Source organism: Pseudomonas sp. LY-1 (assembly GCF_053502595.1).
The window spans coordinates 2243645-2268281 of record NZ_CP094353.1 but is presented as its reverse complement, the minus strand read 5'-3'; the positions used below and the strand labels follow the sequence as shown (position 1 = coordinate 2268281).

Genomic DNA, 24637 nt, shown 5'->3' with positions numbered 1-24637 from the left:
AGCGGAAGCGTTTCATCAAGATATAGTACATATACTATACAACACAGGTAGTACTTCCATATATCTGCGCGGACAGTATATAAAAGCCGCCGGAGAAGTCATTGGGCTTTTCCCGCAGGGACCGGCGTGCCAACGATAAAGCCTCAAGGCCGGCACCGTCAGCTTAACTGCCGTTACCAGCGTCTCGAACAATAGAGCTAATAATCAGCCACCGGGTATCCGCACCATGTCCATTTTCGACCAAGGCCTCGAGCCGACCAGCGTTAATCACATTGCTCTTTCGCCTTTAAGCTTCATTGAACGCACTGCCAGCGTTTATCCCGATTACCCTGCCGTGATCCACGGATCAATACGCGCCACGTGGGCGCAAACCTACAGCCGTTGCCGGCGCCTGGCCTCGGCCCTGGCCGGTCGCGGGATCGGCAAAAACGACACCGTGGCCGTCATGCTGCCCAACATCCCGGCCATGCTCGAAGCGCATTTTGGCGTGCCGATGATTGGCGCGGTACTCAATGCCCTCAACGTGCGCCTGGATGCCGAGGCCATTGCCTTCATGCTCGCGCATGGCGAAGCCAAGGTACTGATCGCCGACCGTGAGTTCCACGATGTGGTGCACGCGGCCATCGGCATGCTTGACCATCCGCCGCTGGTCATCGATGTCGACGACCCGGAATACGGCGAAGGCCAGCCGGTCAGCGACCTGGACTACGAGGCGTTTCTCGCCGAAGGCGATCCGGATTTCGCCTGGCAGTGGCCTGCAGACGAATGGCAAGCCATCTCGCTGAACTACACCTCGGGCACGACCGGCAACCCCAAGGGTGTGGTCTACCACCACCGCGGGGCCTACCTGAACTCCCTGGGCAACCAAATGATCTGGGCGATCGGCAACCACCCGGTGTACCTGTGGACGCTGCCGATGTTCCACTGCAACGGTTGGTGCTACCCATGGATCATCACGGCCTTGGCCGGGGTCCATGTGTTCCTGCGCCGCGTCGACCCACAGAGAATCCTCAACCTGATCCGCGAGCATCAGGTCACCCACTTGTGTGGCGCGCCAATCGTGCTCAACGCCCTGGTGAACATGCCCGACTCGGCCAAGGCTGCCATCGACCACCCGGTGAACGCGATGGTCGCCGGCGCGGCGCCACCCGCCAAGGTCATCGGCGCTGTGGAAGAAATGGGCATCAAGGTAATCCACGTCTACGGCCTGACCGAAGTGTACGGCCCGGTGACCCTGTGCGCCTGGCACTCGGAATGGGATGAGCTGCCCCTGGAAGAACGCGCCCAGATCAAGGCGCGCCAGGGTGTGCGCTACCCGACCCTGGAAGGCGTGATGGTCGCCGACCCGAAAACCCTCGAACCCACCCCCCACGATGGCCACACCATCGGTGAGATTTTCATGCGGGGCAACACGGTGATGAAAGGCTATCTGAAGAACCCGACGGCAACCGCCGAAGCGTTCGAAGGCGGCTGGTTCCACACCGGCGACCTGGCGGTGACCCATCCTGACGGCTATGTCGAAATCCGCGACCGGCTCAAGGACATCATCATCTCCGGCGGCGAGAACATCTCCACCATCGAACTCGAAGGGGTGCTGTACCGCCACCCGGCAATCCTCGAAGCCGCGGTCGTCGCCCGCCCCGATGAAAAATGGGGTGAAACGCCGTGCGCCTTCGTCACCCTCAAGGCCGACCACCAGAACGTCCGCGAAGCCGACATCATCAGCTTCTGTCGCGAACACCTGGCGGGCTTCAAGGTGCCACGCACGGTGGTGTTCACACAGCTGCCGAAGACGTCGACAGGCAAGATCCAGAAGTTCATGCTGCGCGACATGGCGAAAAAGCTCTAGGCCGTTTCCATCAAGCCCGAACGCTGCGCGCACACGCTCGTGTCCGATTGAACGGCATGGACGCTAGCTGACGGGATTGATGCAGCCAACCTCAAACCGATGCTCTCCTCTATGGAGGGCATTGTTTTTTGTGCAGGCGCGGTTGAGGTGTGTCGGATAGCCCGAAGCGATCAAGCCACCCTCAGCAGATGCAATATTTGATTTATCGCAGAAACGAAAAAAGACGCCGAAGCGTCTTTTTTTCGCTGACTCCCAGGCCCGATGGACACTGCGAATCAAAAATTGGAGCGGGAAACGAGACTCGCATCTGGTGTCCGACCCATTGAAATTTAAGGGTTCTATTTCCCCCCTTAAATAGTAAAAGACTCAATTCTGGAATTGTTTTTGGGGTGTATCAAGGGCCAAGGCGGAGGTGATTCCGCGAACGACCACCCAGTCCCCGCTCCGAGCCATTTGCCTGACATTAGTGACGACTAAATAGTCCTAGCCGATGGCTGGACTTAAATTGGGCGCACCAATATGCGAGGTTTAACAAAGCAAAATATAAATATTGCAGAAGCTGCATGCCATATACTGAACAAACTGAGTTTTTGCAAAAATCAGCAGTAGTATTTATATTTATCCGTTTTTGCTACGAGCTATGTTTGGGTGCCTGCACCACTATATGAAAATCTGAAAATCAAAATTTTCCAGCAAAACATTTTGATACACTACTTGGCACTAATAATTTGATTTATATCAATGATTGCCAACCTGTTGTTTGCGTTACATCTATAGTTCCTGTCAGTTAGATGAAAGATAGAATGTAAGAGCGGAAACTATTACGCTCGCTCATGACCACCTCAGCCCGTTTCAGTCGAGCTGTGTGCACAGGAGATGATTATTGATGACGCAGGTGGTCGATGCAGCAGCTGAGCAAACACCAATCTCCCCGTATTCTGTGGCCTGGCACTCCTTGCCTGCAAAGGAGGTGACGAACCTGCTTGAGGTTAATGAGCGTGTCGGGCTGGAGGCCGCCGAAGTTCAAGCCCGGCTTGACCGCACTGGTTTCAATCGTTTGCCAGAAGCAGCACGGCGACCCGCGTGGCTGCGATTCATGCTGCAATTTCACAACATTCTGATTTATGTGCTTCTAGGATCCGCTGCGATTACCGCGATGCTGCAACATCTGTGGGATACGGTAGTGATTCTGGCTGTGGTCATTGCAAACGCAATCATTGGCTACGTCCAGGAAGGCAAAGCGGAAAAAGCCATGGATGCTATCCGGCAGATGCTGGCACCGCACGCCGCCGTGATTCGCGCAGGCGAACGCTTAAGTGTTGTGGGTGAGGAACTGGTACCGGGCGATATCGTATTGCTGGAGGCGGGAGACAAAGTCCCTGCTGATTTACGTCTGCTGCACGCAAACAGACTACAGATTCAAGAAGCCATTCTTACCGGTGAATCCATACCAGTAGAAAAACATACCGAACCTGTGGGGCTTGAAGCCGCCCTGGGTGATCGTACATGCATGGCATTCAGCGGCACCCTCGTAACTTGCGGGCAAGCAACAGGGGTTGTCGTAGCGACCGCAGCAGCAGCTGAAATCGGACGCATCAGCACTCTACTTGCAGGTGTAGAAACGCTGACCACCCCGCTGGTGCAGCAAATGAACGTGTTTGCCCGTTGGCTGACGATATTGATCTTGTTAGTCGGCGGCCTTTTGCTCGTGTTTGGCCATTATGTTGGGCACTACGAGTTCACCGAGATCTTCATGGTCGTGGTGGGGATGTCGGTAGCGGCGATACCTGAAGGGCTGCCCGCCGTCCTTACCATCACGCTGGCTGTCGGCGTTCGGGCAATGGCTCGCCGCAACGCCATCGTGCGTCGCCTGCCTGCCATCGAGACGCTCGGCTCGGTATCCGTCATCTGTACTGACAAGACCGGGACACTCACCCGCAACGAAATGATGGTGGCATCGGTCGTCACGAGCGATCTCATCTTCACGGTCGAGGGCGCTGGTTATCAGCCAGCGGGAAGCATCAGTCTTTCAGATCAGCCAGTCGACATATCGACTCACCCTGCGTTGGCAGAACTGGGGCGAGCAGCTGGCCTGTGCAACGATGCGGTGCTGCGCCTGCATGACGATTTATGGAAGGTAGAGGGTGACCCGATGGAGGGGGCCTTGCTGGCATTTTCCGGAAAGACCGGTATTGATAGCGATGAAGATCATCAGGCCTGGCCCCGCACCGATGCCATTCCGTTTGACGCGAAACACCGCTTCATGGCGACCCTGCATCACAACCATGATCGACATGCCTCTATCTATGTGAAGGGCGCGCCAGAGCAAATACTGGCCATGAGCACACAGCAGCTCGTAAACGCTGGCGGGACTGAACCGCTCAATGCGGACTACTGGCACGAACAGGCAAACGCCATTGCTGCCAAGGGGCAACGTGTATTGGCATTTGCAGTTAGATCAGTTCCTCCCGAGCACACCGTGTTGGAGTTTGGCGACGTACAAGGAAGGTTAACCCTGCTGGGCATGGTCGGACTGATTGACCCGCCTAGACCCGAGACGATAAAAGCAGTTCAACAATGCCAAGCAGCAGGCATTGTCGTAAAAATGATCACTGGCGATCACGGCGGTACCGCAGCCGCTATCGGTCGGCAGATTGGCCTGCAAAATCCCGACAGTGTGTTGACCGGCGTAGACCTAGACGCCATGAACGATGCCGCTCTGAAGGAGGCGGTAAAGCACGTCAATATTTTTGCGCGCACCAGCCCTGAACATAAGCTCAGGCTGGTAATGCTGCTGCAATCCAATGGCATGACAGTGGCCATGACCGGCGATGGCGTGAACGATGCACCCGCGCTGAAGCGTGCCGATGCGGGTATCGCCATGGGGGGAAAAGGCAGTGAAGCCGCCAAGGAAGCCGCAGACCTGGTGCTGGCCGACGACAACTTCGCATCCATCGTGGCGGCAGTGCGCGAAGGGCGGACAGTCTACGATAACATCAAGAAAGTGCTGAGCTGGACGCTGCCGACCAACGCGGGGGAGACCATGACTATCATTGTGGCCCTGCTGCTCGGTCTTACACTGCCGGTCACGGCGATACAGATTCTATGGATTAATCTCATAACCGCAGTAACGCTCGGCATCGCATTGGCATTCGAGCCCACCGAAGAGAACACCATGCGCAGACCACCTCGTTCGCGCAAGGAGCCACTCATAAGCGGTGCGTTGGTTTGGCATATGGTGCTTGTTTCTATTCTGTTCCTCTGTGGTGTTTACGGCATTTTTTCGTATGCGCTCGACCGTGGCTACTCCGTGGAGTTGGCCCGAACCATCGCGGTGAATACACTAGTGGTGATGGAAATATTCCATCTGTTCTTCATTCGTAATCTCTACAGCACATCGCTTTCCTGGAAGGGCATTCGTGGCACCAAGGTCGTGTGGATGATCGTCGCAGTGGTGACCTTGGCCCAGTTCGCCATTACCTACGCGCCACCTCTGCAAAAAGTGTTTGCCACAGAAGCGATCCCCTTCCTTGATGGCCTCCTGATCATCGGCGTTGGTGTTGCGCTCTTTGCGATCATCGAGATTGAAAAACAGATTCGAATCCGCCTGTCCGAGTAAAACTGATTGCAAGCTGGCAATCCCCTAACGCCAAGCATCTTCATGCCACTGAAAGAGGATTTAGAAAATGCATAAAATACTTGATAGCACGACCCCATAAGTGGGTGATCAAAGGGGATGCTCTGGAAAGGCTTTGATTGAGTTGAGTCATGCGCAACATAAGCCATCCACTTTTCCATGCGTGTGGTTCCCTCGACATTTGATGTTCCGAACGACTGAGAGGCAAATCACTTGCCCCTCAGTTCCTACTCCCGGCTGATGAATTCAATCTGGAGTGAAACCTACTTGGGGGTATACGCAGCTACCGACTTGCGAATCTCTTCCCGCGCCTCATCTGCGCTTCCCCAACGGCCCATCTTCACCCACTTACCCGGTTCCAATGTTTTGTAGTTTTCGAAGAAATGCTGAATCTGTGCGAGTAGTAGCGCGGGAAGGTCTGAACACTCTTTCACGTCGCTGTACATAGAACTCAGTTTGTCATGAGGCACAGCGATCACTTTGGCATCAGCTCCGGCCTCGTCCGTCATGTACATCACACCAACCGGGCGACTACGAATGACAACACCAGGCGATACCGGGTAAGGGCAAATCACCAGAACGTCCAAAGGATCGCCGTCATCGCTCAACGTATTTGGAATGAACCCATAGTTGGCAGGATAGAACATCGGCGTACTCAGGAAGCGGTCAACGAAGATCTGTCCGCTTGGCTTGTCCACCTCATACTTGATCGGCAAGTGGTTTGCAGGAATCTCGATAACGGTGAAGAAGTCATCGGGAATGGCGTTCCCTGCTGGGATGTCCGCGTAGCTCATGTTCATAGCTCCGAAGTTGTGGAAGGGGCTGAACGGGAAGGCGTTTTTCCAAGAGTGCCCATCTCGATTGGCGTCTTCGTGAAAAACACCGATATTTCCTCAGAGTCCAGTCGTTTGAACAATCGTTCGGCCTCATCTTCCGTGATTGCCAAGCGAATCTCCGTGGGTTGATCCGCCAGCTCAAAAAAATGTGATGAATGCAGTTTCCCGGTGTGCCCAAACCCTTCGATTCCAGTGCAGAGCGTGGCGCCGCGTAACCCCATTTCTTTAGCCACGTCGACTATCCATTCGCCTAGCATTTTTCCCTGATAACGACGGTTTTGTTGGGTGAAGAAAACGACCATATAGCCTTTCATTTCTATCTCCTCAGCGAGTACCAATCATTTGGTAGGACAGAAGCCCGGCAGCGGTCATCGCCAACGAACCTAAGACGTGCAATGAAATTGAGCCGAGCGCCCAGAGCAGCCTGCCTTCCTGAATCAAGGCAACCGTTTCGGCTGAAAATGTAGAAAAGGTGGTAAGCCCGCCACAGAAACCCGTGATGATCAGAAGACGCCACTCTGGACTAAGGGTAGGAGATGCGGCCAAGAAGGCTATGGCCAAACCGATGATGTAACCCCCAACCATGTTCGCGACCACAGTGCCTGGAGGAATCGTAGGGAATAGGGCATTCAGCTTCATCCCCAATAGCCAACGCAACCAGGCTCCAAGTGAAGCACCCACGGCAATGACGATTAATGACTTCAGCATGGAGAGTCCTCCTCATCAGACCTGAGTGGACTAAATGGCAAGCGGCTCGCGCTGAAAGAAAAGGGAAACTTGAAGGGTAAGATCATAGCCTGTCCTAGATTGGAGGACAGGGAGACGCACCTACGTCCCCTGTCCAGGGTTCACGTAGGCATCATTAGCACGAAGGCGGTTAAAGGAGGAATGCCATCTCCTGTTTTGATCCTATAGCATCAGCGCCAATGACATCAAGAGCAGCTGCATGCGGTCCGCGAGATAGATCTAAACCAAGAGCTTCTACAACAGAGTGAATTAGAGCTGCCGCAGTTTACTCGGATAGCAAATAGCCATTAGCCCATTCGCCCTAATTGCCACCACCTTCGCTTAACACTAACCTTTTCCAGCATTCAAACCGGTCCGACTCGGAAGCAACCGCGTGTTGTGGACCTGGCTTAACAACATTGAAACGCTTTGCAAGTCGGCCTACAGGACTGCCCTGCGGCTTTCAATACTGCAAATAAAGGACCGGCCGCTGCCGGGAAACCCTCGAAACACTCAACATATATATAAGAAGGTTCATATGAAGTTGTCTTACACAGTTACTGCCCTCACTGTACTCGCCACTTTGGTTGTCGGTCTAACCGGCTGCCAGGTCATCAAGCCAACAGAGAACGATCTTAAGAGTCGAGCACAAAATACTATCGGCAAGCCAATTACCAACATCTCAAACGTACGAAGTGATTTCAACACCACCTACTTCACAGCTAAAACCTCCACCGGGGAATACGCATGTGAACTCCCGAGCGGCCCTGGGGTTGCCCTCGGCTCCATGGGCATGGGGCTAGGCGCCCAGTGCACCAAACAATAATTACGTAAACATCCCTCCTTGGCCGCCCCCCTCCCCCCAACAAGAAGAGAACTCGACTGGCGAGACCTACTGTTCAGTAGTTCGTGCATTCAGTGGTTTCTGACCGAGCTCTCTCAATGTAGCCCGCAACTCGGTTGGGCGGACGGGTTTGGAAAGGATGGCGATCTGACGTTCCCGCAACTGCTGCTGGATCGTCTCTATATCATGCCCGCTGAGAATCAACGCCGGCACCGCCCAACCACGCTGTTGGCGTAGATGGTCTATGCACTCGATGCCAGTGGCGTGGTTGCCCAAGTCATAGTCAGCGATGATGACATCACAATCACTGGAGAGGTTCAGCCCAGTCAATTCCGCTTGTACCGTACACCCCCAACGCTGCAGCAGCGCCTGAGTGGCCAGTAACACGTTGTGATCATCCTCCACCAGACAGACTTTCAATCCTGTCAACAGCCCTGCCTGGTGAACGTCTTCCTGAAGGCTGAGGTTTCGTGGCGGCGTCGCGAGGGGGAAACCAGACAAGCAGACTGATGTCCCATGACCCAACCGCGAGCGGATAGCAACGTCAAGAGCCATCAACTGCCCCAGACGCCTGACGATGGAAAGGCCCAGTCCGACACCTTCAACGTCCTTGTCTCGCTCACGACGGACGCGATAAAACTCTTCGAATACTTTTGGCAGGTGTTCCTTTTCAATCCCCTGCCCCTGATCGTGAACCACGATCGCAAGCCCATCACCGCACTTACGCACACCGATCAGTACAGGCCGCTGGGCACCGTATTTGAAGCAATTGGAAAGTATATTTTGAACCATCGTTGTGAGAAGTGCAGGGTCTGCCCGGACCCAATGGGAGGAAGGCCGCAGATGCAACTCAACACCCGCCCAGCGCGCAGCCTCGACATTCTGGCGCACAAGATCGGCCAGGAAGTCCCCCAGGTGCAAGGTCTGATACTTGGGTAGCACACGGCTATTGTCCAACGTGTAGAGATCGAGAATCGAGCGAAAGAGTTGCGATACATTGAGTAGCGAGCGGTCGATACTGTCCACCAAACGTCGCTCTTCATCGCCCAAGCATGCTTCGCGCAGGCATGCGGTGAATAGACCAATAGAATGGATCGGTTGGCGTAAGTCATGGCTGGCCTGGGCCAGGAACCGCGATTTCTCCAGGTTAGCGGCAACGGCTTCTTCCGAAGCTTTACGAGTACGTTCCAACAAGAGGTGGGCATAAACCGGTATCACCGTGCTGGTGATCATCAGCATCAGCACCATGAATGGCTGCGCCTGCCACGAAGGCGTCAACCAGTAGACAATCAACAATGCCAGTAACGCCAACCCAGTCGCAATTGCAAGGTAGCGCGAACCATAGCGCATACCGTTGCCCAGGTTGACCCAGACCATCACCGCATAAAGCGGTAACGCAGCTTCTGCGCCGACTACCAGACCGAATGAGGTCCCGGTGTAATCGTGAACCATCCCCAATATTCGCCGTGCCGGGTAGTGCCCAGGCCAATGAGCAATGACAAAGCGAAAGCCTATGGAAGCCAACAGAAACACTAAGTAATAAAGGATTATGGGCAAATAAGCATCCACCCTATGCCCGGGCAAAAAGCCCAGCATACTGATATATCCAATGGCGCAGGCAGACACAATGACGCGTAAATTGGCCTGGTCAAGTTCGGTGTTCTTCTCGAACGTCATGGGAAACATCCTTACGGTATAACCGATGTAAAAATGATAGGTGCTACACGCAATCAACCGGCGCGGCGCTACAGCGGTCCCTAAAAGAAAACTGACTCAGGGTAGAGCACGATATGCCATGCAGAATCATTATTGCCGACGATCATCCTATGTTTCGCGAGGGCATGTTGCGCACTGTCCAGCGACTACTTCCCGAGGCAACGGTGGAGCAAGCCGGTGACTTTGAGACTGTAAAGGCGCTGATCAAAACAGGCGAGGAAGTTGACACGCTGATTCTCGACTTGCGTTTTCCAGGCTTGACCTGCATGAGTCACTTGAGTGAGCTGAGACAGCAGTTGCGGCGCACCACGTTAATCGTGGTGTCAATGGTCGATGATCCATCGTTGATCGAACAGATTATGGCGTTAGGTATCGACGGATTTATCGGCAAAAACATCGCCCCGGACGAGATCGGACAGGCACTACTGGCTATCAGAGAAGGCGATGTTCTCGTCAAGTTTTCGCCATCGGGCCTGCTGCCGTTGCAGACCACTGCTCTCACAGCCCGCCAGCATGAAGTATTGCACCTGATCGCAAAAGGCAAGACCAATAAAGAAATCGCAACGGAATTACAGATATCTCCCTTTACAGTGCGTATTCATGTGGCGTCGCTGTTACGTTGCTTGAACGTGCCATCACGGGCAGCGGCAGTGGCGAAGTATTCGGGAATCGGTTGAAGGGCAGATTAAAAATACACCAGATTCAAACTAGACATCTTCTTTCGTCTCAATTTCGGATAACTCCGTCAGATGTTTCCCCAATGCCCTGCCGTAAAGCGGTGACGAGCCAATCCCCATTGATTGAGGCGAGCATTGAGCAGCCGTCGCACCATCAGGCCATTCGTACTCACGAGGTCTGATTCGATGGATAGGGTAGCCCCCACATTCAGCTTGCTACGCTCCGGGATGGTTGCCCTGATCATCGGCATCAGCAGCAGTGCCGCTCCGGTCATGGCATCTGAACACGCTTTTGAACGCGAGCAACTGGCCCTGCTGACCCGTCAACTGGACCAAATCAATCGCCATGTCGAAGACCTATCAGCTCAGCCCACACAAGTTCGGGATCGCTACCACTTCGACTACCCACGCCTACGTGAAGACCTCCAGCGAGTACGTGCTGGAGTTCAGGACTACCTGACTCCACAGCGCGCCCAGCCACGCGCCCCAACGCCGATGCTCGGTGACTACCGCGACGAGCAGGAGCCCTCGCCATGACTGCCGCCCAACAGGCCGCCTTCCAGGCCCACGGCGGATTTACGCCCGCGCGGATGGCGACCTTGTTGCTGTCGGGGGTGTTTGCCGTGCTGTTGCTGTGGGGCGCCTGGGCAATTCGTACCGCCTACACCGGTTGGGCCGAACAGCGTCTGGGCTCGTGGCAGGTTGTCGGGGTGGTCATGCGTTTTGTCGCGCTGTACCTGGTGTTGACGTTTTTTCTTCTGTCCTGATCCGAGGGAGCTGCCGTGATGAACCATCATTTTTCATATGGTCTTCGTAGCCGGATGCTGGTGCTGCTGATGGGCGCTCCGGCATTGGCCGTTGCGCAGGGCCGTCTGCCCACGCTGGAGGATCCGTCCCGCGGTGTCGGCAGCGGCATTCTGCAAACCCTGCAGAACTACAGCGACGACATCATCCTGCTGATCGCCCTGTTGGTGGTGGCCTCAATGCTTATCGGGGTCTGCTATCACGCCTACACGCGCTATTCGGAGATCCACACCGGGCGCGCGACCTGGGGCCAGTTTGGGTTGACCGTCGCAGTCGGTGCGATCTTGCTGGTGGTGGGCATCTGGTTACTGACCAAGGCCACCGGGATCTCGTGATTTCTGGACTAAAAAAGTCCGGATACCGGTGGTTTTCGACAGATCACCGGAAACGAAAAAAGACGCCGAAGCGTCTTTTTTTCGCTGATTCCCAGGTCCGATAGACACTGCGAATCAAAAATTGGAGCGGGAAACGAGACTCGAACTCGCGACCCCGACCTTGGCAAGGTCGTGCTCTACCAACTGAGCTATTCCCGCAAATGGCGTCCCCTAGGGGACTCGAACCCCTGTTACCGCCGTGAAAGGGCGGTGTCCTAGGCCACTAGACGAAGGGGACACGCTACTGAAACACATGGTGTGTATTTCAGTGCCCAGAGGCCTCGTCCGAAGACTTGGTCCTGGTTTCACTCAATGCCGCCCGAAGGCCACACTGCTTAAAAATGGAGCGGGAAACGAGACTCGAACTCGCGACCCCGACCTTGGCAAGGTCGTGCTCTACCAACTGAGCTATTCCCGCATTGGCGTCCCCTAGGGGACTCGAACCCCTGTTACCGCCGTGAAAGGGCGGTGTCCTAGGCCACTAGACGAAGGGGACACACGTACAACATTCACTCCCTGCCGCGTTTCGCTGTGTGCTTTACGCTGCAAGTGGCGCGCATTCTATGGATGGATTGAAAGGTCGTCAACCCCCCAGGATAAATTTATTTAAATCAATGACTTCGCCCCCGTTTCCAGACCCGTGCGGGCATTCTGCGCGTCCGTGCCTTGACGCCTATATTCTGGCGCCCGACAAGACGCTATAGTTCGCTCAGCAACTGATGGCATTGTGCATCTACGCAGGGAATGCTTACGTATATAGAAGAAACTACCTGGGCAACTGGTCGAACAGTCCTATCCGGCAGATGTCTCAGTCACTACACTCCACAGCAAACCCTATAAAGAGGTCGCACCGGTGACACCACTCATGATCACCCTGCTGGTAATAGCCGGGATCGTAATACTGATCGCCATTGGCTATATGAACCATGTGGTGGAAAACAACAAACTGGAAAAGCAACGCACCGTGATCGAGCTTAATGACCGGCTGCGTCGCTGTGGTGAAATCACCGAGACCTTCCCCGGCCAGTTGATGACTCCGGCACTCAAGCTGCTGCTGACCCGCCTGGAACTCAACGTCAACCAGCGCTTGCTGCACCTCAACAAGTCCAGCGCACCGCTCAAGGCGCGGATCGCCGAACTGAATGCGCTGGTGGCCCAGGGCGAATCGATCCCGGTCAACAACCCGCCCGGCCCGATCCAAACCGAAGCCAAGGCCAAGGACGTGCGCTTCCTGCTCGAAGCCCTGCACGGCCAGGTCACCCGCGCGGCCCAGGACGGTTTTCTGCCGGCCAATGAAGCCAAGCACTGGATCAGGGAGATTCGCCACATCCTGGTCCTGCTGCACATCGAGTTCTTTAACAACCTCGGCCAGCATGCCCTGCAACAGGACCAGCCGGGCCAGGCGCGCCTGGCCTTCGAGCGCGGCGTGCAGTACCTGCGCAAACAGCCTGAGCCGGCGATCTACAGAGAGCAACTGCAATTGCTGGAGAGTCAATTGGCGCGCGCCAACTCCACGGTGCTGACCAACAGCAAACCGGCGGAAGATGAAGTCAACGAACTGACCGAAGGCCTGAAAGTCGCCGACACCGACGCCGAGTGGAAGAAAAAAGTCATCTACGACTGACCTCCCCCACCCCATGTGGCGAGCGCTCCTCGCCACATGCCATCATTTAGCATCTATCCCCTCGCCGTCGACTCGCGTACAAAAGTCCCCCTCACTCCGTGAAGTTAGAGGCCCGCTATGCCTGTCGCCGTGATTGATGGACAACCGCTGCACTATGTTGACCAGGGCCGCGGCCCGGTCGTCCTGCTGGGTTCGAGTTACCTGTGGGACCGCGCCATGTGGGCACCGCAGATCGAAGCGCTGTCGCAGCAATACCGCGTGATCGTCCCCGAACTGTGGGGCCACGGCGAGTCCGGGCCGCTGCCGGCGCACACGCGCTCCCTGGACGACCTGGCGCGCCAGGCCCTGGCACTGCTCGACCAGTTGCAGATTGCCCAGGTCAATCTGGTGGGTTTGTCGGTCGGCGGCATGTGGGGCGCACGCCTGGCCCTGCTGGCACCCGAGCGGGTCAACAGCCTGGTGCTGATGGACACCTACCTCGGCGCCGAGCCCGAGGCCACGCGCCAGCACTACTTTTCGCTGTTCAAGATGATCGAAGACGCCGGCGCCATCCCCGAGCCGCTGCTGGATGTGGTCGCGCCGATCTTTTTCCGCCCGGGCATCGACCACGCATCGGCGCTGTACCAGGATTTCCGCAAAGTATTGCAGGGCTACCCCACGGCGCGCCTGCTGGACAGCATCGTGCCCCTGGGCCGGCTGATCTTCAGCCGCGCAGATGTGCTGGAGCAGTTGTCACGCCTGGACGCCGACACCACCCTGGTGCTGTGCGGCGAACAGGACACGCCTCGCCCACCCGCCGAGTCCGAGCAGATGGCCAGCCTGATCGGCTGCGGCCTGAGCCTGATTCCCGACGCCGGGCATATCTCCAGCCGTGAGAACCCGGACTTCGTCAATGAAGCGCTGCTGACCTTCCTCGCCAACCACGCCTGATCGCGCCCCGGCCCTTTGATCGCGGCCCGGCGGCGGCGATCAAAGGCGGAAGTGCCCCACCATGCCCTTGAGTTCCGCGCCCAACCGCGCCAGCGCAATACTCGACGCGGCATTGCCTTGCATGCTCAACGCCGATTGATCGGCACTCGCGCGAATGCTGGTGACGCTGCGGTTGATCTCTTCGGCCACCGAACTCTGTTGCTCGGCCGCTGCGGCAATCTGCTGATTCATTTGTTGGATCAATGACACCGCGACCGCGATGCTGCCCAGCGCGCTTTCGGTTTCCAGCGCATCGCTGACGGCCAGCTTCACCAACTCGCCGCTCTGCTGGATCTGCTGCACCGACGCTTGCGCCGAGCTGCGCAAGGTGCCGACCAGGCGCTCGATCTCCTCGGTCGATTGCTGGGTGCGCTTGGCCAGCGCCCGCACCTCATCGGCCACCACCGCAAAACCACGGCCTTGCTCACCGGCGCGCGCGGCCTCGATGGCTGCGTTGAGCGCCAGCAGGTTGGTCTGTTCGGCCACGCTTTTGATCACGCTCAACACGCTGCCGATGTTCTGGATTTCGCTGCTGAGGCTGTCGATGCTGGCGCTCGCGCTGGTGCTGGACGTGGCCAGCTGTTCGATGCGCTGCAAACTCTGGCGCACCACCTGCTGGCCGCTGTCGACTTTGTCATCGGCGGTCTGCGCAGCCTGTGCGGCCTCTTCGGCGTTGCGCGCCACATCGTGGACCGTGGCGGTCATCTGGTTCATCGCCGTGGCGACCTGCTCGGTTTCTTCCTTCTGGCTGCTGACCTCGATGTTGGTCTGCTCGGTGACGCTGGACAGCGAATGCGCCGAACTGGCCAATTGCTCGATGCCCGCTTGCAGCCTGCTGACCATATCGCTCAAGCCGCTGCCCATCTGTTGCATCGCCTGCATCAACTGGCCGATTTCATCGCGGCGGCTGACGTCCATGCGCCCACTCAAATCGCCGGCTGCGATCTGCTGGGCCACCGCGATCACCCGGCGCAGCGGCGCGACGATCAACCGGGTAATCACCCAGGCCGCAATCAAGCCCATCAACAGCGCCAGGGCCGAGGAGCCGATGATCAGCAGCGCGCTTTTCTTCAACTGCGCCTGCATCGACTGATCTTCGGCGGCATACGCCTGGTCGACGCGGCTGACCACTTGATCGGCGCGATCATGCAATTGTTTGTAGACCACTTTTTCCTGGGCCAGCAGGCCGGTGTATTCGCCGAGCTTTTCATTGAACGCAGCGATATGCCCGCCGACCTCATTGAGCACCGTCTGGTAACCGGCGTCCTTGACCGAGGTCTTCAGTAACTCGACCTGGGCCAGCGCCTGCTCCGCCTGTTCGATCTTGCCTTGTTCGGCGCTGTCTTCCTGCCCTTTGCGGCTCTGATCGAGGCGCACATGGGCCTCGTTCATGGCTTGCAGCATCAACCGCGAAACCTGGCTGACCTGCCCCGCCTGCTCGATAAACTCGGCGCCCTCCTTGCCCTGGCTTTCCTTGAGGCCATAGGCGCCATCGTCGGCCAGGCCGGCCTGCAACACATCGAGGTTATTGGCCACGCTGGACACCGACCAACTGGCCATTTCCAGTGCCAGGTCCTTGGTCTGGGTCAGTTCGACGAACTCATCGAACGCCTTGCGGTAAGCCGCCAGGGCCTGTTCGACCTCGGTCATCAGCGGCACGTTGGTCGCAGACTCGGCCTTGAGGCTGGCGGCCAGGGCGGCCAAGGCGTCGACTTGCTCATGCAGGGCGTCGACGGACTTGGGGTCGGCGTGCAGCGCGTAGTCCTGCTCGATCAAACGCACCTTGAGCAGCCCGCTGTTGAGCGAAGACATGCTCTTGAGGCCCTCGAAACGCAGGCCAACGGTTTGCAGGGACCACACGCCAATCGCTGCGACCAACGCAGTCAACAGCAGCACCAGGCTGAAGCCCAAACCCAGTTTTTTCGCCATACCGAGGTTGGCGAAACGTCGTTGCACGGCCGAAATCATTGCACTTGAATCCTCTTGCAATGGCGGATGCCATCAAGTCCGGTTTCCCAGTAGCGAGATTCGCAACCCCAAGGCCCTGAACACAAGTCGTTGGCGCCACAATAATGGCAAAAAGCTACACACTCGTCGTTTTCAGAATGGTCGAGGTCGATCTGGCGGGCCCCGCGGCGCGGAACAACGCCAGGGCCCGCTGATCAGCAGCATAGGCCACATTGATGCGCTGCCACTCGCTGTGTTCACCCGTGGGGCTGAACAGCGCCCCCGGCGACATCAACACGCCGAGTTGCCGCGCACACGCCTGCAAGCGTGAACGGTCGGCCATGCGAGGCCGCGCCCAGACAAACATGCCGCCGGCGGGCACGGCGAACACCTGCCACTCCTCATCCTCCAGCACCTGCAAGGTCGCGGCCATTTGCGCGTTCAGGCGTTTGCGCAGGCGCTGCACCCATTTGCGATAGGTGCCGTTGGCCAGCAACGTGGCCATCACCGCTTCGGCAAAACGCGAGGTGCCGATGCCGGTGAGTGTCTTGAGGTGTACCAATTGCGCAATGATCGGCGAACTGGCGCTGAGGTAGCCGACGCGCAGGGCACTGCTGAGGGTCTTGGAAAAACTCGAGACATAGATCACCCGGTCATCATGGGGCAGCGCCGAGAGCCGCGTGCAACTGGCGTGTTGCAGGTCGGCGTAGACATCTTCTTCGATGATCAGGAAGTCTTCGCTGTGCGCCAGCGCCAGCAAACGCTCGGCCACCTTGCGGCACAGGCTGGTGCCGGTGGGGTTGTGATACAGGCTGTTGATAAACAGGCACTTGGGACGATGGCCACGCAGCAGGGCTTCCAGCGCCGGGACGTCCGGGCCGCCCTGGGTACGCGGCACTTCCAGCAGCGTGACCCCGTGGAAGGCCAACTGACGAAAGAGGTTGCCATAACCGGGGGTTTCCACAACCACCGTGTCGCCGGCCTTGAGCAAGGTGCGGATCAGCAGGTCCTGGGCATGGCTGGCGCCATGGGTGGTGAGAATGCGGTCGAGGCTGGTGGCCACGTGAATCTGGGTCAGGCGCTTGAGCAGTTGCTCGCGCAGCGCCGGCAGCCCCAGTGGCGTGCTGTAGTTGAACAGGCCGCCGGTATCGATGCGGCTGACTTCGCGGATCGCGTAGCTGATGTCATCGCTTTCGCGCCAGGCGTCCGGCAGCCAACCGCAGCCGAGTTTCAACTCGCCCAACGGGCTGTCGGTGAAAGCGCCCCACTCTCGCTCCGCGCCTTCATACCAGTGGCGTTCCTGAACCACCGGAGGCTGCGCCACCACAAACCCGGAGCCCTGCTTCGAGGTCAGCAAGCCCTGGGCCTCCATGCGCTCGAATGCCTCGATCACGCTGGACTGGCTGAGCAGGTTGTCGAGGGCCAGTTGGCGGATGGACGGCAAGCGTGTACCGGGGCTGACCCCGCTCTTGCGAATCCATTCCGCCACCGCGCTGACGATTTGCTGCACCACCGGTACAAGGGCTTGTCGATCGATCCCTAAATCCATGAGCCACTCACTTAACTATCTGTTATTCAACCCAAAACAGTTAAGCACAGAAGCCCGCTCCAACCGGTCGCCAACAGTAACTAAAGTATTGATTTTATTGACTTATTTACCTCCTGATACACATTGGATCACGGCATTTTGCCAGCTATGGAAACGCCCCACAGCACCTCAAACTTTTTCGAATGAGGTGCGGCTTGGAGTCCTAGATCGCGGTGGCGCCGCCGTCCACTGCCAGGGCGTGGCCGGTGGTGAACGCCGCACCGTCACTGCACAGGTACAACACCGCACTGGCGATTTCCTCGACCTTGCCGATGCGCCCGACCGGGTGCATGGCCGCGGCGAATTCGGCTTTGCGCGGGTCAGCTTCATAGGCACGGCGGAACATGTCGGTGTCGATCACGGCCGGGCATACCGCGTTGACGCGGATGTTCTTTTTCGCGTACTCGATGGCCGCCGATTTGGTCAGGCCGATCACCGCGTGCTTGGACGCGGCATAGATGCTCATCTTCGGCGCGGCGCCCAGCCCCGCCACCGACGCAGTGTTGACGATCGCACCAGCGCCCTGGGCCAGCAGCAACGGCAATTGGTACTTCATGCACAACCACACGCCCTTGACGTTGACGCCCATGATCGCGTCGAACTCATCGAGGGTGCCGTCCGCCAGCTTGCCTTTCTCGATCTCGATCCCGGCGTTGTTAAAGGCGTAGTCCAGGCGGCCATACGCGGCAATGGTCTGCGCCATCAATTGCTGCACGTCGGCTTCCAGGGTGACGTTGCAGCGCACGAACTGCGCCTCGCCACCGGCCTCGCGGATCAGCGCGACAGTGCCTTCGCCGCCCGCTACGTCGAGGTCGGCAACCACTACCTTCAAACCTTCGGCGGCAAACGCCAGCGCGGTGGCGCGGCCAATACCGGCAGCGGCGCCGGTGACCAGGGCGACCTGGCCGGAAAACGTCATGCTCATGGGGGATGTCCTATGGGAGAAATAGCCGTGGCCGAGTCTAGCCAAGCCCGACAGCGGCGCGTCAGCACTATCAGAAGGCCGGTTAGCGCTGCATGAATCACAATGATAAGACCGCCTGGCTGACTATCATCGAAGCCTATCGCCAAGCATTCGCAGCCCTCGGCCGACCTTGCCCGCAGGCCAGTATGGGTCTATCAATCAGGCTTCATTTCTCAAGAGTCCTTGCCATGACTGCCCAGACCAACCGCCAGTTCCTGCTCGCCAAACGCCCGGTCGGCGCGGCCACGCGGGAGACCTTCACCTACCAGGAAGTGCCGGTGGGCACGCCACAGGACGGGCAGGTGCTGGTGCGCAACGAATACCTGTCCCTCGACCCGGCCATGCGCGGCTGGATGAATGAGGGCAAATCCTACATTCCGCCCGTCGGCATCGGCGAAGTGATGCGGGCGCTGGGCGTAGGCAAGGTAATCGCCTCGAACACCCCTAAATTCGCCGTCGGGGACTACGTGAACGGCGCCCTGGGGGTGCAGGATTACTTCCTCGGCGAGCCGCGTGGTTTCTACAAGGTCGACCCCACGCTTGCGCCCCTGCCGCGCTACCTGTCGGCGCTGGGCATGACCGGCATGACCGCCTACTTCGCCCTGCTCGAGACCGGCGCACCCAAGGCCGGCGAAACCGTGGTGATCTCCGGCGCGGCCGGTGCGGTGGGCAGCATTGCCGGGCAGATCGCCAAGATCAAAGGCTGCCGTGTGGTGGGCATTGCCGGTGGCGCCGACAAGTGCAAATTCCTGGTGGATGAACTGGGCTTCGACGCCGCCATCGATTACAAACACGAAGACCTGCCCGCCGCGCTCAAGCGCGAGTGCCCCAAGGGCGTGGATGTGTATTTCGATAACGTCGGCGGCGACATTCTCGACGCCGTGCTCAGCCGCCTGGCATTCAAAGCTCGCGTGGTGATCTGCGGTGCAATCAGCCAGTACAACAACGAGGACGCGGTAAAAGGCCCGGCCAACTACCTGTCATTACTGGTCAATCGCGCACGCATGGAAGGCTTCGTGGTGATGGATCACGCGGCGAACTTTGCCGCCGCCGGGCAGGAAATGGCCGGCTGGATGGCGCAGGGCAAGCTCAAGAGCAAGGAAGACATTGTGGAAGGACTGGAGACGTTCCCGGAGACGCTGATGAAGCTGTTCAACGGGGAGAACTTCGGCAAGCTGGTGCTCAAAGTCAGCTGATACACAGCAGATGTCAATGTGGGAGGGGGCTTGCTCCCTCCCACATGGTTGATCGGTGATCGATCAGGCGATTTCGGCGACGACTGCCGCCAATGCCTTGGCCGGGTCCGCCGCCTGGCTGATCGGGCGACCGATCACCAGGTAGTCCGAGCCGGCGTCCAGGGCCTGACGCGGCGTGAGGATACGGCGCTGGTCATCCTGGGCGCTGCCCGCCGGGCGAATCCCCGGGGTGACCAATTGCAGCGACGGGTGGGCGGTCTTGAGCGCCCGGGCTTCCAGCGCCGAACAGACCAGGCCATCGAGGCCGGCTTTTTGCGCCAGGGCCGCCAGGCGCAGCACTTGCTCCTGAGGTTCGATATCCAGGCCGATCGCGGCCAGGTCTTCGCGCTCCATGCTGGTCAGCACGGTCACACCGATCAGCAAGGGTTTAGGGCCGCTGCGCTGTTCCAACACTTCACGGCAGGCGGCCATCATGCGCAGGCCGCCGGAGCAGTGTACATTGACCATCCACACGCCCATTTCGGCGGCAGCCTTGACCGCCATCGCGGTGGTGTTGGGGATGTCGTGGAATTTCAGGTCGAGGAACACCTCGAAACCTTTGTCACGCAGGGTGCCGACGATGTCCGCGGCGCAACTGGTGAACAGTTCCTTGCCGACCTTGACCCGACACAGCTTCGGGTCCAACTGGTCAGCCAGCTTCAGTGCGGCGTCACGGGTGGGGTAATCCAGGGCGACGATGATAGGAGTCTGGCAGACGGACATTGGAATGGGCTCTCAGGCAAGTCGAAATCGGCGCGGATTGTAGCGCAAGCGACGCCGTTGCGGGATCCGATGATCGGTAAATACTGACCAAGCGCACTCAGGCGGACCTTTCGGCCATTTGTATCAAATCAGATACATTCACGACATGCCCTCAACACGCCCTACCGCTAGCCTCGCCCGCACGACCCACCGACCAGCACTACCAGCCATGGGGCTGGGCGCCTATGCTGACCGCTACCACCAGGCAGATGATCGCACTATGCATACTTCCGTCCCGCTGAACGACGAGCAAAAAAACGCGGTGAGCGCCGATGAAAAGCGCTGGAACACCCGCGCGCTGATTGTCGACGACGATGTGCCGATCCGCGAACTGCTGATCGACTACCTGGCGCGCTTCAATATTCTCGCCACCGGCGTCACCGACGGCGCCGCGATGCGCGTGGCGATGCAAGCCGAAACCTTTGATGTGGTGGTGCTCGACCTGATGCTGCCGGGCGAAGACGGCCTGTCACTGTGCCGCTGGCTGCGCGCCGAGTCGGACATTCCGATCCTGATGCTCACCGCCCGCTGCGAACCCACCGACCGCATCATCGGCCTGGAACTGGGCGCCGACGACTACATGTCCAAGCCGTTCGAGCCGCGTGAATTGGTAGCGCGCATCCAGACCATCCTGCGCCGGGTGCGCGACGACCGCACCGAGCAGCGCGCCAATATCCGCTTCGATAACTGGCGTCTCAACAGCGTGTTGCGCCAATTGGTGGCCGACGATGGCCTGGTGGTACCGCTGTCCAACGCCGAGTTCCGCCTGCTGTGGGTGTTTATCGAGCGGCCGCGCCGGGTGTTGAGCCGCGAACAGTTGCTGGATGCGGCCCGCGGTCGTTCCATCGAGGCCTTCGATCGCAGCATTGACCTGCTGGTTTCGCGCCTGCGCCAGAAGCTGGGCGATGACCCCAAGGCACCGCAGTTGATCAAGACCGTGCGCGGTGAAGGCTATCTGTTCGACGCACGGGATATCGGCTGATGCGTAACGCCCTCAACACACTGTTCGGCCGGTTGTTCGGTGTGTTGCTGCTGGCGATTGTACTGGCCCATGCGTTGGCATTTTTCTGGTTCCACCACTATGACCCGCCTCCGCCGCCGCCAAAGGCCACCTTTGTCGAGCAACCGGACGGCACGATGAGGCCCCTGCCTAAACGCCCTCGCCCATGGTTTGGCGGCCCGGTGGTGCCGCTGACGTTTCAGTTTTTCTCGTTGATCATCGCCGCCTGGTATGGCGCCAAATTGTTGAGCCGGCCGATCCAGCGCCTGAGTGAGGCCGCCGAGCGCTTGAGCCTGGACCTCGACAGCCCGCCTCTCGACGAGTCCGGCCCCCGCGAAGCCCAGCAGGCCGCGTCAACCTTCAACCTGATGCAAAAACGTATTCGCGAACAAGTCGGCCAGCGCGCGCGCATGCTCGGCGCGGTCTCCCATGACCTGCGCACCCCGCTGTCGCGCCTCAAGCTGCGCCTGGAGCAGATCGAAGACGCCAAGCTGCAAGGCCAGATGCGCCAGGACCTGAACGACATGATCGGCATGCTCGACGCCACCTTGAGCTACCTGCACGAACAACGCACCAGCGAAAGCCGGCACTGGCTGGATGTGCAGGCGCTGGTGGAGTCGATCAGTGAGAACGCCCAGGACCAAGGTTCCAATGTGCAATGTGCCGGCACCTGTGCGCCTTTGCAGGTGCAGCCGATGGCGTTGCGCTCATGCCTCAACAACCTGATCGACAACGCCTTGCGCTACGCCGGCAGCGCGCGCGTGGAACTGGAGGACAGCCGCGAGGCCCTAACCATCCGCGTGATCGACCACGGCCCCGGGATTGCCGCCGACAAGCGCGAGGCGGTGTTCGAACCGTTCTATCGGCTCGAAGGCTCGCGTAACCGCAACTCCGGCGGCGTGGGCCTGGGCATGACCATCGCCAAGGACGCGGTGGAACGCCTGGGCGGACGGTTGAGCCTGGAGGAAACCCCGGGCGGTGGGTTGACCGCCGTGATGTGGTTGCCTCGCGCCTGACGGCCAACGCCCGCCAACTCCCCCATAAATCTTGGCCACTCAGCTACAGCGGTTCGTCTTCGCGGCGGCTCTGGGCCTGGGTCGCGCTCCAATCCATCAGCAGGCTGTACGCCACGGCGAGCAAGGTCGGGCCGATAAACAGGCCGATGAAGCCAAACGCGATCAGGCCGCCGAATACCCCGAGCAACACGATCACCAGCGGCAGGTTGCCACCACGGCTGATCAGGTACGGCTTGAGCACGTTGTCCACGCCGCTGATGATGAACGTGCCCCACACGCCGAGGAACACTGCGTAGGTGTAATCGCCCTTCCACGCCAGCCAGGCCGTGGCCGGAATCCACACCAGCGGCGGCCCCATGGGGATCAGGCTGAGCAGGAACGTGACGATACCCAGCACCAGCGCGCCCGGCACCCCGGCGATCAGGAAGCCGATCAGCGCGAGCACCGCCTGGGCGGCGGCCGTACCGATCACGCCATTGACCACGCGTTGCACGGTGCCGGCCACCAGTTCGATGTAGTAACCGGCACGTTCGCCGATCAAGCGCTCCAGCAGGCGGTGGACGAACATCGCCAGGCGCGGCCCGTCACGGTAGAAAAAGAACACGAACACCAGGCTGAGGGTCAGCTCCAGGATGCCGCCGCCGATCTGCGCGCTGCGCGCCAGCAGCCAGTTGCCCACCTGCCCCAGGTACGGCTTGAGGCTGACCATCAGCGCCGCGCCTTGCTGGTCGATGCTGTCCCACATCGCCACCAGCCGTTCTCCGACAAAGGGAATCGACCCCAACCAGGCCGGCGCCGCCGGCAAACCGTCGACCTGAATATCCTTGATCAACGCCACCGCGTCGCGCACATGGTCCGCGAGGTTGAACCCCAGCCATACCAGCGGCACCGCCACCAGCAGCATCCAGCCCAAGGTCAGGATGCCAGCGGCCAGGGATTCGCGGCCGCCCAGCCAGCGGGTCAGCAACACCATCAGCGGCCAACTGGCAAACGCCAGCACCGCCCCCCAGAACAGCGCCGACCAGAACGGCGCCATCACCCAGAAGCTGGCACCGAACAGCACCAGCAGCAGGATTTGCACCAGCAGGCGATCGTTATTGAGCATGGAGTTTCTCTAGGAAAAGGCTGAAGGCAGTCAGTTTAGGCGAACGGCGCGGGTCCGTTCGCCCTGTTTCGGTCAGCGTATCAGATGCAGATGCAGGCCTTTGGCTGGCTCGGGACCGGTTTCCAGGCGTGCGGCCCGCACGCCCTTGTCAATCAGGGCCTGGCGCCATGCTTCGGCATGGGGGCCGGTCAAACTGACACGCAGGGTGGTGTCGAGGTTCAAACCGCGAGAAATCAGGGTCAACCAGGTGGCATCGGGGTCCGTTCCCAAAGCCGGGAAATCCAGCTCGCCAGTGCTTTTGAGTTCGCGCAACAGCGTGGCGGAGGTCGGCAGCAGCTCCCCAAGCGGGGTGCCGGCATCGATCTGTTCGACATGCAGGTAAGCCCGGCGATTGCCGCGGGTGATGCCGTACAACGCCACCAGGGAATTGTCCTGCGGGGCGGCCAGACGCAACAGCAGGTATTCCTGCTGGCCATCGGCGCCGACCAACTTGGCATTACCGAACACTTCATTGGCCCACAGGCTGCTTTCACCGCAGTCACGGGCCTGGCACCAGAACAGCAGCTGCGCGCCCTGCTGCTGCAGCGCTTCGCGCGTGGCGGTGAACGCAGCGCTGGAGGTGTGCTCGGCGGGCAGTTCATAGGTGATGGCGGTGGCCTGGCCGCGCGCGGTGGCCTGGGCTTCGTAACGCAACTGGCCGCTGATCTTGCGGATCGCGCCCATGGGGTAGATGCGCTCTTTTTCTTCGGCGGGACGATAATCGACGATTTGCGCGTCGACCTGACGGGCCACGGCGGGCAAGTCCTGGCTACCCGGCACATCGGCGGCGAACACCAACGGGCTGAACACACACAGCCCGAGGGCACGGATACAGCCTTTACGCACGCTCATCGGATAGTTGAGCCCTGGCCATCGGAGGTCGCAGCAGTTTCAAGATCGGTGTTGAGATCGTTCATGGTTGACT

At 59.0% G+C, this 24637-nt stretch carries 22 protein-coding genes, 4 tRNA genes, 1 pseudogene and 1 riboswitch; of the genes and pseudogenes, 12 read left to right on the top strand and 15 right to left on the bottom strand.

The genetic code is table 11. The features are described from left to right. The first annotated feature begins 226 nt into the window (after positions 1 to 226). Complete coding sequence (locus MOQ67_RS10445; protein WP_017846813.1) at positions 227 to 1849, top strand: acyl-CoA synthetase; 1623 nt, start codon at positions 227 to 229, stop codon at positions 1847 to 1849. An 886-nt stretch (positions 1850 to 2735) separates the two neighbouring features. Next, positions 2736 to 5468, top strand: coding sequence for a cation-transporting P-type ATPase (locus MOQ67_RS10440; RefSeq protein ID WP_198718845.1), 2733 nt, complete (start codon positions 2736 to 2738; stop codon positions 5466 to 5468). A 281-nt stretch (positions 5469 to 5749) separates the two neighbouring features. Here MOQ67_RS10440 and ppa read toward each other — a convergent pair whose 3' ends face one another. The 3 genes from ppa to crcB are packed head-to-tail and all read right to left on the bottom strand — an operon-like array spanning position 5750 to position 7030. Beyond that, on the bottom strand, positions 5750 to 6280 hold the full coding sequence (gene ppa / locus MOQ67_RS10435) for an inorganic diphosphatase (protein WP_017846811.1): 531 nt from the start codon (positions 6278 to 6280) through the stop codon (positions 5750 to 5752). A 2-nt stretch (positions 6281 to 6282) separates the two neighbouring features. Further along, on the bottom strand, positions 6283 to 6636 hold the full coding sequence (locus MOQ67_RS10430; protein WP_017846810.1) for a DUF190 domain-containing protein: 354 nt from the start codon (positions 6634 to 6636) through the stop codon (positions 6283 to 6285). Positions 6637 to 6646: 10 nt separating this feature from the next. Continuing rightward, positions 6647 to 7030 (bottom strand): fluoride efflux transporter CrcB, encoded by a 384-nt coding sequence (crcB, locus tag MOQ67_RS10425; protein ID WP_017846809.1) that lies wholly within the window; start codon positions 7028 to 7030, stop codon positions 6647 to 6649. Between the two features lie 138 nt (positions 7031 to 7168). Beyond that, positions 7169 to 7230: riboswitch (Fluoride riboswitch) on the bottom strand. 356 nt (positions 7231 to 7586) lie between these two features. On the opposite strand from crcB, the gene MOQ67_RS10420 reads away from it, so the two are divergent. Beyond that, on the top strand, positions 7587 to 7874 hold the full coding sequence (locus MOQ67_RS10420; RefSeq protein WP_046483038.1) for a hypothetical protein: 288 nt from the start codon (positions 7587 to 7589) through the stop codon (positions 7872 to 7874). Positions 7875 to 7940: 66 nt separating this feature from the next. Here MOQ67_RS10420 and MOQ67_RS10415 read toward each other — a convergent pair whose 3' ends face one another. Continuing rightward, on the bottom strand, positions 7941 to 9569 hold the full coding sequence (locus MOQ67_RS10415; protein ID WP_017846807.1) for an ATP-binding response regulator: 1629 nt from the start codon (positions 9567 to 9569) through the stop codon (positions 7941 to 7943). A 113-nt stretch (positions 9570 to 9682) separates the two neighbouring features. Between MOQ67_RS10415 and MOQ67_RS10410 the strand changes: the two genes are divergently transcribed. The 4 genes from MOQ67_RS10410 to MOQ67_RS10395 all read left to right on the top strand — a co-directional run bounded on the left by MOQ67_RS10410 (position 9683) and on the right by MOQ67_RS10395 (position 11424). Continuing rightward, entirely contained in the window at positions 9683 to 10285 is a 603-nt protein-coding gene (locus MOQ67_RS10410) for a response regulator transcription factor (protein ID WP_046482598.1), read from the top strand. Positions 10286 to 10471: 186 nt separating this feature from the next. Continuing rightward, a complete protein-coding gene (locus tag MOQ67_RS10405; protein WP_104903612.1) occupies positions 10472 to 10822 on the top strand; it encodes an integrative conjugative element protein, RAQPRD family in 351 nt (116 codons plus the stop codon). Next, complete coding sequence (locus tag MOQ67_RS10400; RefSeq protein ID WP_104903613.1) at positions 10819 to 11052, top strand: TIGR03758 family integrating conjugative element protein; 234 nt, start codon at positions 10819 to 10821, stop codon at positions 11050 to 11052. Before MOQ67_RS10405 ends, MOQ67_RS10400 begins: the two co-directional genes overlap by 4 nt. A gap of 54 nt (positions 11053 to 11106) precedes the next feature. After that, positions 11107 to 11424: a TIGR03745 family integrating conjugative element membrane protein gene (locus MOQ67_RS10395; RefSeq protein ID WP_232925703.1), complete on the top strand. Its 318-nt coding sequence runs from the start codon at positions 11107 to 11109 to the stop codon at positions 11422 to 11424. 122 nt (positions 11425 to 11546) lie between these two features. On the opposite strand, the gene MOQ67_RS10390 is transcribed toward MOQ67_RS10395, so the two are convergent. The 4 genes from MOQ67_RS10390 to MOQ67_RS10375 form a co-directional block, all read right to left on the bottom strand. Then, a tRNA-Gly gene (locus MOQ67_RS10390) sits at positions 11547 to 11622 on the bottom strand. Positions 11623 to 11625: 3 nt separating this feature from the next. Continuing rightward, positions 11626 to 11701: transfer RNA gene (locus MOQ67_RS10385), tRNA-Glu, on the bottom strand. A gap of 104 nt (positions 11702 to 11805) precedes the next feature. After that, a tRNA-Gly gene (locus tag MOQ67_RS10380) sits at positions 11806 to 11881 on the bottom strand. Between the two features lie 2 nt (positions 11882 to 11883). Next, positions 11884 to 11959: transfer RNA gene (locus MOQ67_RS10375), tRNA-Glu, on the bottom strand. Between the two features lie 357 nt (positions 11960 to 12316). Between MOQ67_RS10375 and MOQ67_RS10370 the strand changes: the two genes are divergently transcribed. Then, positions 12317 to 13087 (top strand): hypothetical protein, encoded by a 771-nt coding sequence (locus tag MOQ67_RS10370; RefSeq protein ID WP_026139998.1) that lies wholly within the window; start codon positions 12317 to 12319, stop codon positions 13085 to 13087. 117 nt (positions 13088 to 13204) lie between these two features. Next, positions 13205 to 14017: an alpha/beta fold hydrolase gene (locus MOQ67_RS10365; RefSeq protein ID WP_102618149.1), complete on the top strand. Its 813-nt coding sequence runs from the start codon at positions 13205 to 13207 to the stop codon at positions 14015 to 14017. A gap of 39 nt (positions 14018 to 14056) precedes the next feature. On the opposite strand, the gene MOQ67_RS10360 is transcribed toward MOQ67_RS10365, so the two are convergent. The 4 genes and pseudogenes from MOQ67_RS10360 to MOQ67_RS10345 all read right to left on the bottom strand — a co-directional run bounded on the left by MOQ67_RS10360 (position 14057) and on the right by MOQ67_RS10345 (position 18516). After that, positions 14057 to 14899 (bottom strand): methyl-accepting chemotaxis protein, encoded by an 843-nt coding sequence (locus tag MOQ67_RS10360; RefSeq protein ID WP_372436533.1) that lies wholly within the window; start codon positions 14897 to 14899, stop codon positions 14057 to 14059. 18 nt (positions 14900 to 14917) lie between these two features. Beyond that, positions 14918 to 15079 (bottom strand): annotated as a pseudogene (locus tag MOQ67_RS10355) (HAMP domain-containing protein); the annotation flags it as partial. 1060 nt (positions 15080 to 16139) lie between these two features. After that, a complete protein-coding gene (locus tag MOQ67_RS10350) occupies positions 16140 to 17552 on the bottom strand; it encodes an aminotransferase-like domain-containing protein (protein WP_198717326.1) in 1413 nt (470 codons plus the stop codon). A gap of 202 nt (positions 17553 to 17754) precedes the next feature. Then, the gene (locus MOQ67_RS10345; RefSeq protein WP_046384180.1) at positions 17755 to 18516 is read right to left on the bottom strand and encodes an SDR family oxidoreductase; all 762 of its coding nucleotides are present in this window, start codon (positions 18514 to 18516) and stop codon (positions 17755 to 17757) included. A 227-nt stretch (positions 18517 to 18743) separates the two neighbouring features. Here MOQ67_RS10345 and MOQ67_RS10340 point away from each other — a divergent pair, with 227 nt between their 5' ends. Continuing rightward, positions 18744 to 19751 (top strand): NADP-dependent oxidoreductase, encoded by a 1008-nt coding sequence (locus MOQ67_RS10340; RefSeq protein WP_017846796.1) that lies wholly within the window; start codon positions 18744 to 18746, stop codon positions 19749 to 19751. 63 nt (positions 19752 to 19814) lie between these two features. Here the strand turns inward: MOQ67_RS10340 and pyrF are convergent, their stop codons facing one another. Beyond that, on the bottom strand, positions 19815 to 20513 hold the full coding sequence (pyrF, locus tag MOQ67_RS10335; protein WP_017846795.1) for an orotidine-5'-phosphate decarboxylase: 699 nt from the start codon (positions 20511 to 20513) through the stop codon (positions 19815 to 19817). 259 nt (positions 20514 to 20772) lie between these two features. On the opposite strand from pyrF, the gene MOQ67_RS10330 reads away from it, so the two are divergent. After that, the gene (locus MOQ67_RS10330; RefSeq protein ID WP_032804413.1) at positions 20773 to 21534 is read left to right on the top strand and encodes a response regulator; all 762 of its coding nucleotides are present in this window, start codon (positions 20773 to 20775) and stop codon (positions 21532 to 21534) included. Continuing rightward, entirely contained in the window at positions 21534 to 22568 is a 1035-nt protein-coding gene (locus tag MOQ67_RS10325) for a sensor histidine kinase (protein ID WP_046486360.1), read from the top strand. Before MOQ67_RS10330 ends, MOQ67_RS10325 begins: the two co-directional genes overlap by 1 nt. Before the next feature lie 43 nt (positions 22569 to 22611). Here the strand turns inward: MOQ67_RS10325 and MOQ67_RS10320 are convergent, their stop codons facing one another. Together MOQ67_RS10320 and MOQ67_RS10315 are read right to left on the bottom strand one after the other, a co-directional pair. Further along, positions 22612 to 23673, bottom strand: coding sequence for an AI-2E family transporter (locus tag MOQ67_RS10320; protein WP_017846792.1), 1062 nt, complete (start codon positions 23671 to 23673; stop codon positions 22612 to 22614). Between the two features lie 72 nt (positions 23674 to 23745). Next, positions 23746 to 24564, bottom strand: a complete 819-nt coding sequence (locus MOQ67_RS10315) for a DUF4892 domain-containing protein (protein ID WP_198717325.1) — start codon at positions 24562 to 24564, stop codon at positions 23746 to 23748. Between the last annotated feature and the right edge of the window lie 73 nt (positions 24565 to 24637).

Excerpts from the sequence above, each read along its gene's own strand:
- MOQ67_RS10330 (WP_032804413.1), top strand. The coding sequence starts at position 20,773 with ATGCATACTTCCGTCCCGCTGAACGACGAGCAAAAAAACGCGGTGAGC.
- ppa (WP_017846811.1), bottom strand. The coding sequence starts at position 6,280 with ATGAGCTACGCGGACATCCCAGCAGGGAACGCCATTCCCGATGACTTC.
- MOQ67_RS10400 (WP_104903613.1), top strand. The coding sequence starts at position 10,819 with ATGACTGCCGCCCAACAGGCCGCCTTCCAGGCCCACGGCGGATTTACG.
- MOQ67_RS10410 (WP_046482598.1), top strand. The coding sequence starts at position 9,683 with ATGCCATGCAGAATCATTATTGCCGACGATCATCCTATGTTTCGCGAG.
- MOQ67_RS10430 (WP_017846810.1), bottom strand. The coding sequence starts at position 6,636 with ATGAAAGGCTATATGGTCGTTTTCTTCACCCAACAAAACCGTCGTTAT.
- pyrF (WP_017846795.1), bottom strand. The coding sequence starts at position 20,513 with ATGTCCGTCTGCCAGACTCCTATCATCGTCGCCCTGGATTACCCCACC.
- MOQ67_RS10440 (WP_198718845.1), top strand. The coding sequence starts at position 2,736 with ATGACGCAGGTGGTCGATGCAGCAGCTGAGCAAACACCAATCTCCCCG.
- MOQ67_RS10320 (WP_017846792.1), bottom strand. The coding sequence starts at position 23,673 with ATGCTCAATAACGATCGCCTGCTGGTGCAAATCCTGCTGCTGGTGCTG.
- MOQ67_RS10360 (WP_372436533.1), bottom strand. The coding sequence starts at position 14,899 with ATGGTCAGCAGGCTGCAAGCGGGCATCGAGCAATTGGCCAGTTCGGCG.
- MOQ67_RS10405 (WP_104903612.1), top strand. The coding sequence starts at position 10,472 with ATGGATAGGGTAGCCCCCACATTCAGCTTGCTACGCTCCGGGATGGTT.
- MOQ67_RS10325 (WP_046486360.1), top strand. The coding sequence starts at position 21,534 with ATGCGTAACGCCCTCAACACACTGTTCGGCCGGTTGTTCGGTGTGTTG.
- MOQ67_RS10445 (WP_017846813.1), top strand. The coding sequence starts at position 227 with ATGTCCATTTTCGACCAAGGCCTCGAGCCGACCAGCGTTAATCACATT.
- crcB (WP_017846809.1), bottom strand. The coding sequence starts at position 7,030 with ATGCTGAAGTCATTAATCGTCATTGCCGTGGGTGCTTCACTTGGAGCC.
- MOQ67_RS10395 (WP_232925703.1), top strand. The coding sequence starts at position 11,107 with ATGCTGGTGCTGCTGATGGGCGCTCCGGCATTGGCCGTTGCGCAGGGC.
- MOQ67_RS10420 (WP_046483038.1), top strand. The coding sequence starts at position 7,587 with ATGAAGTTGTCTTACACAGTTACTGCCCTCACTGTACTCGCCACTTTG.
- MOQ67_RS10365 (WP_102618149.1), top strand. The coding sequence starts at position 13,205 with ATGCCTGTCGCCGTGATTGATGGACAACCGCTGCACTATGTTGACCAG.
- MOQ67_RS10315 (WP_198717325.1), bottom strand. The coding sequence starts at position 24,564 with ATGAGCGTGCGTAAAGGCTGTATCCGTGCCCTCGGGCTGTGTGTGTTC.
- MOQ67_RS10350 (WP_198717326.1), bottom strand. The coding sequence starts at position 17,552 with ATGGATTTAGGGATCGATCGACAAGCCCTTGTACCGGTGGTGCAGCAA.
- MOQ67_RS10340 (WP_017846796.1), top strand. The coding sequence starts at position 18,744 with ATGACTGCCCAGACCAACCGCCAGTTCCTGCTCGCCAAACGCCCGGTC.
- MOQ67_RS10345 (WP_046384180.1), bottom strand. The coding sequence starts at position 18,516 with ATGAGCATGACGTTTTCCGGCCAGGTCGCCCTGGTCACCGGCGCCGCT.
- MOQ67_RS10415 (WP_017846807.1), bottom strand. The coding sequence starts at position 9,569 with ATGACGTTCGAGAAGAACACCGAACTTGACCAGGCCAATTTACGCGTC.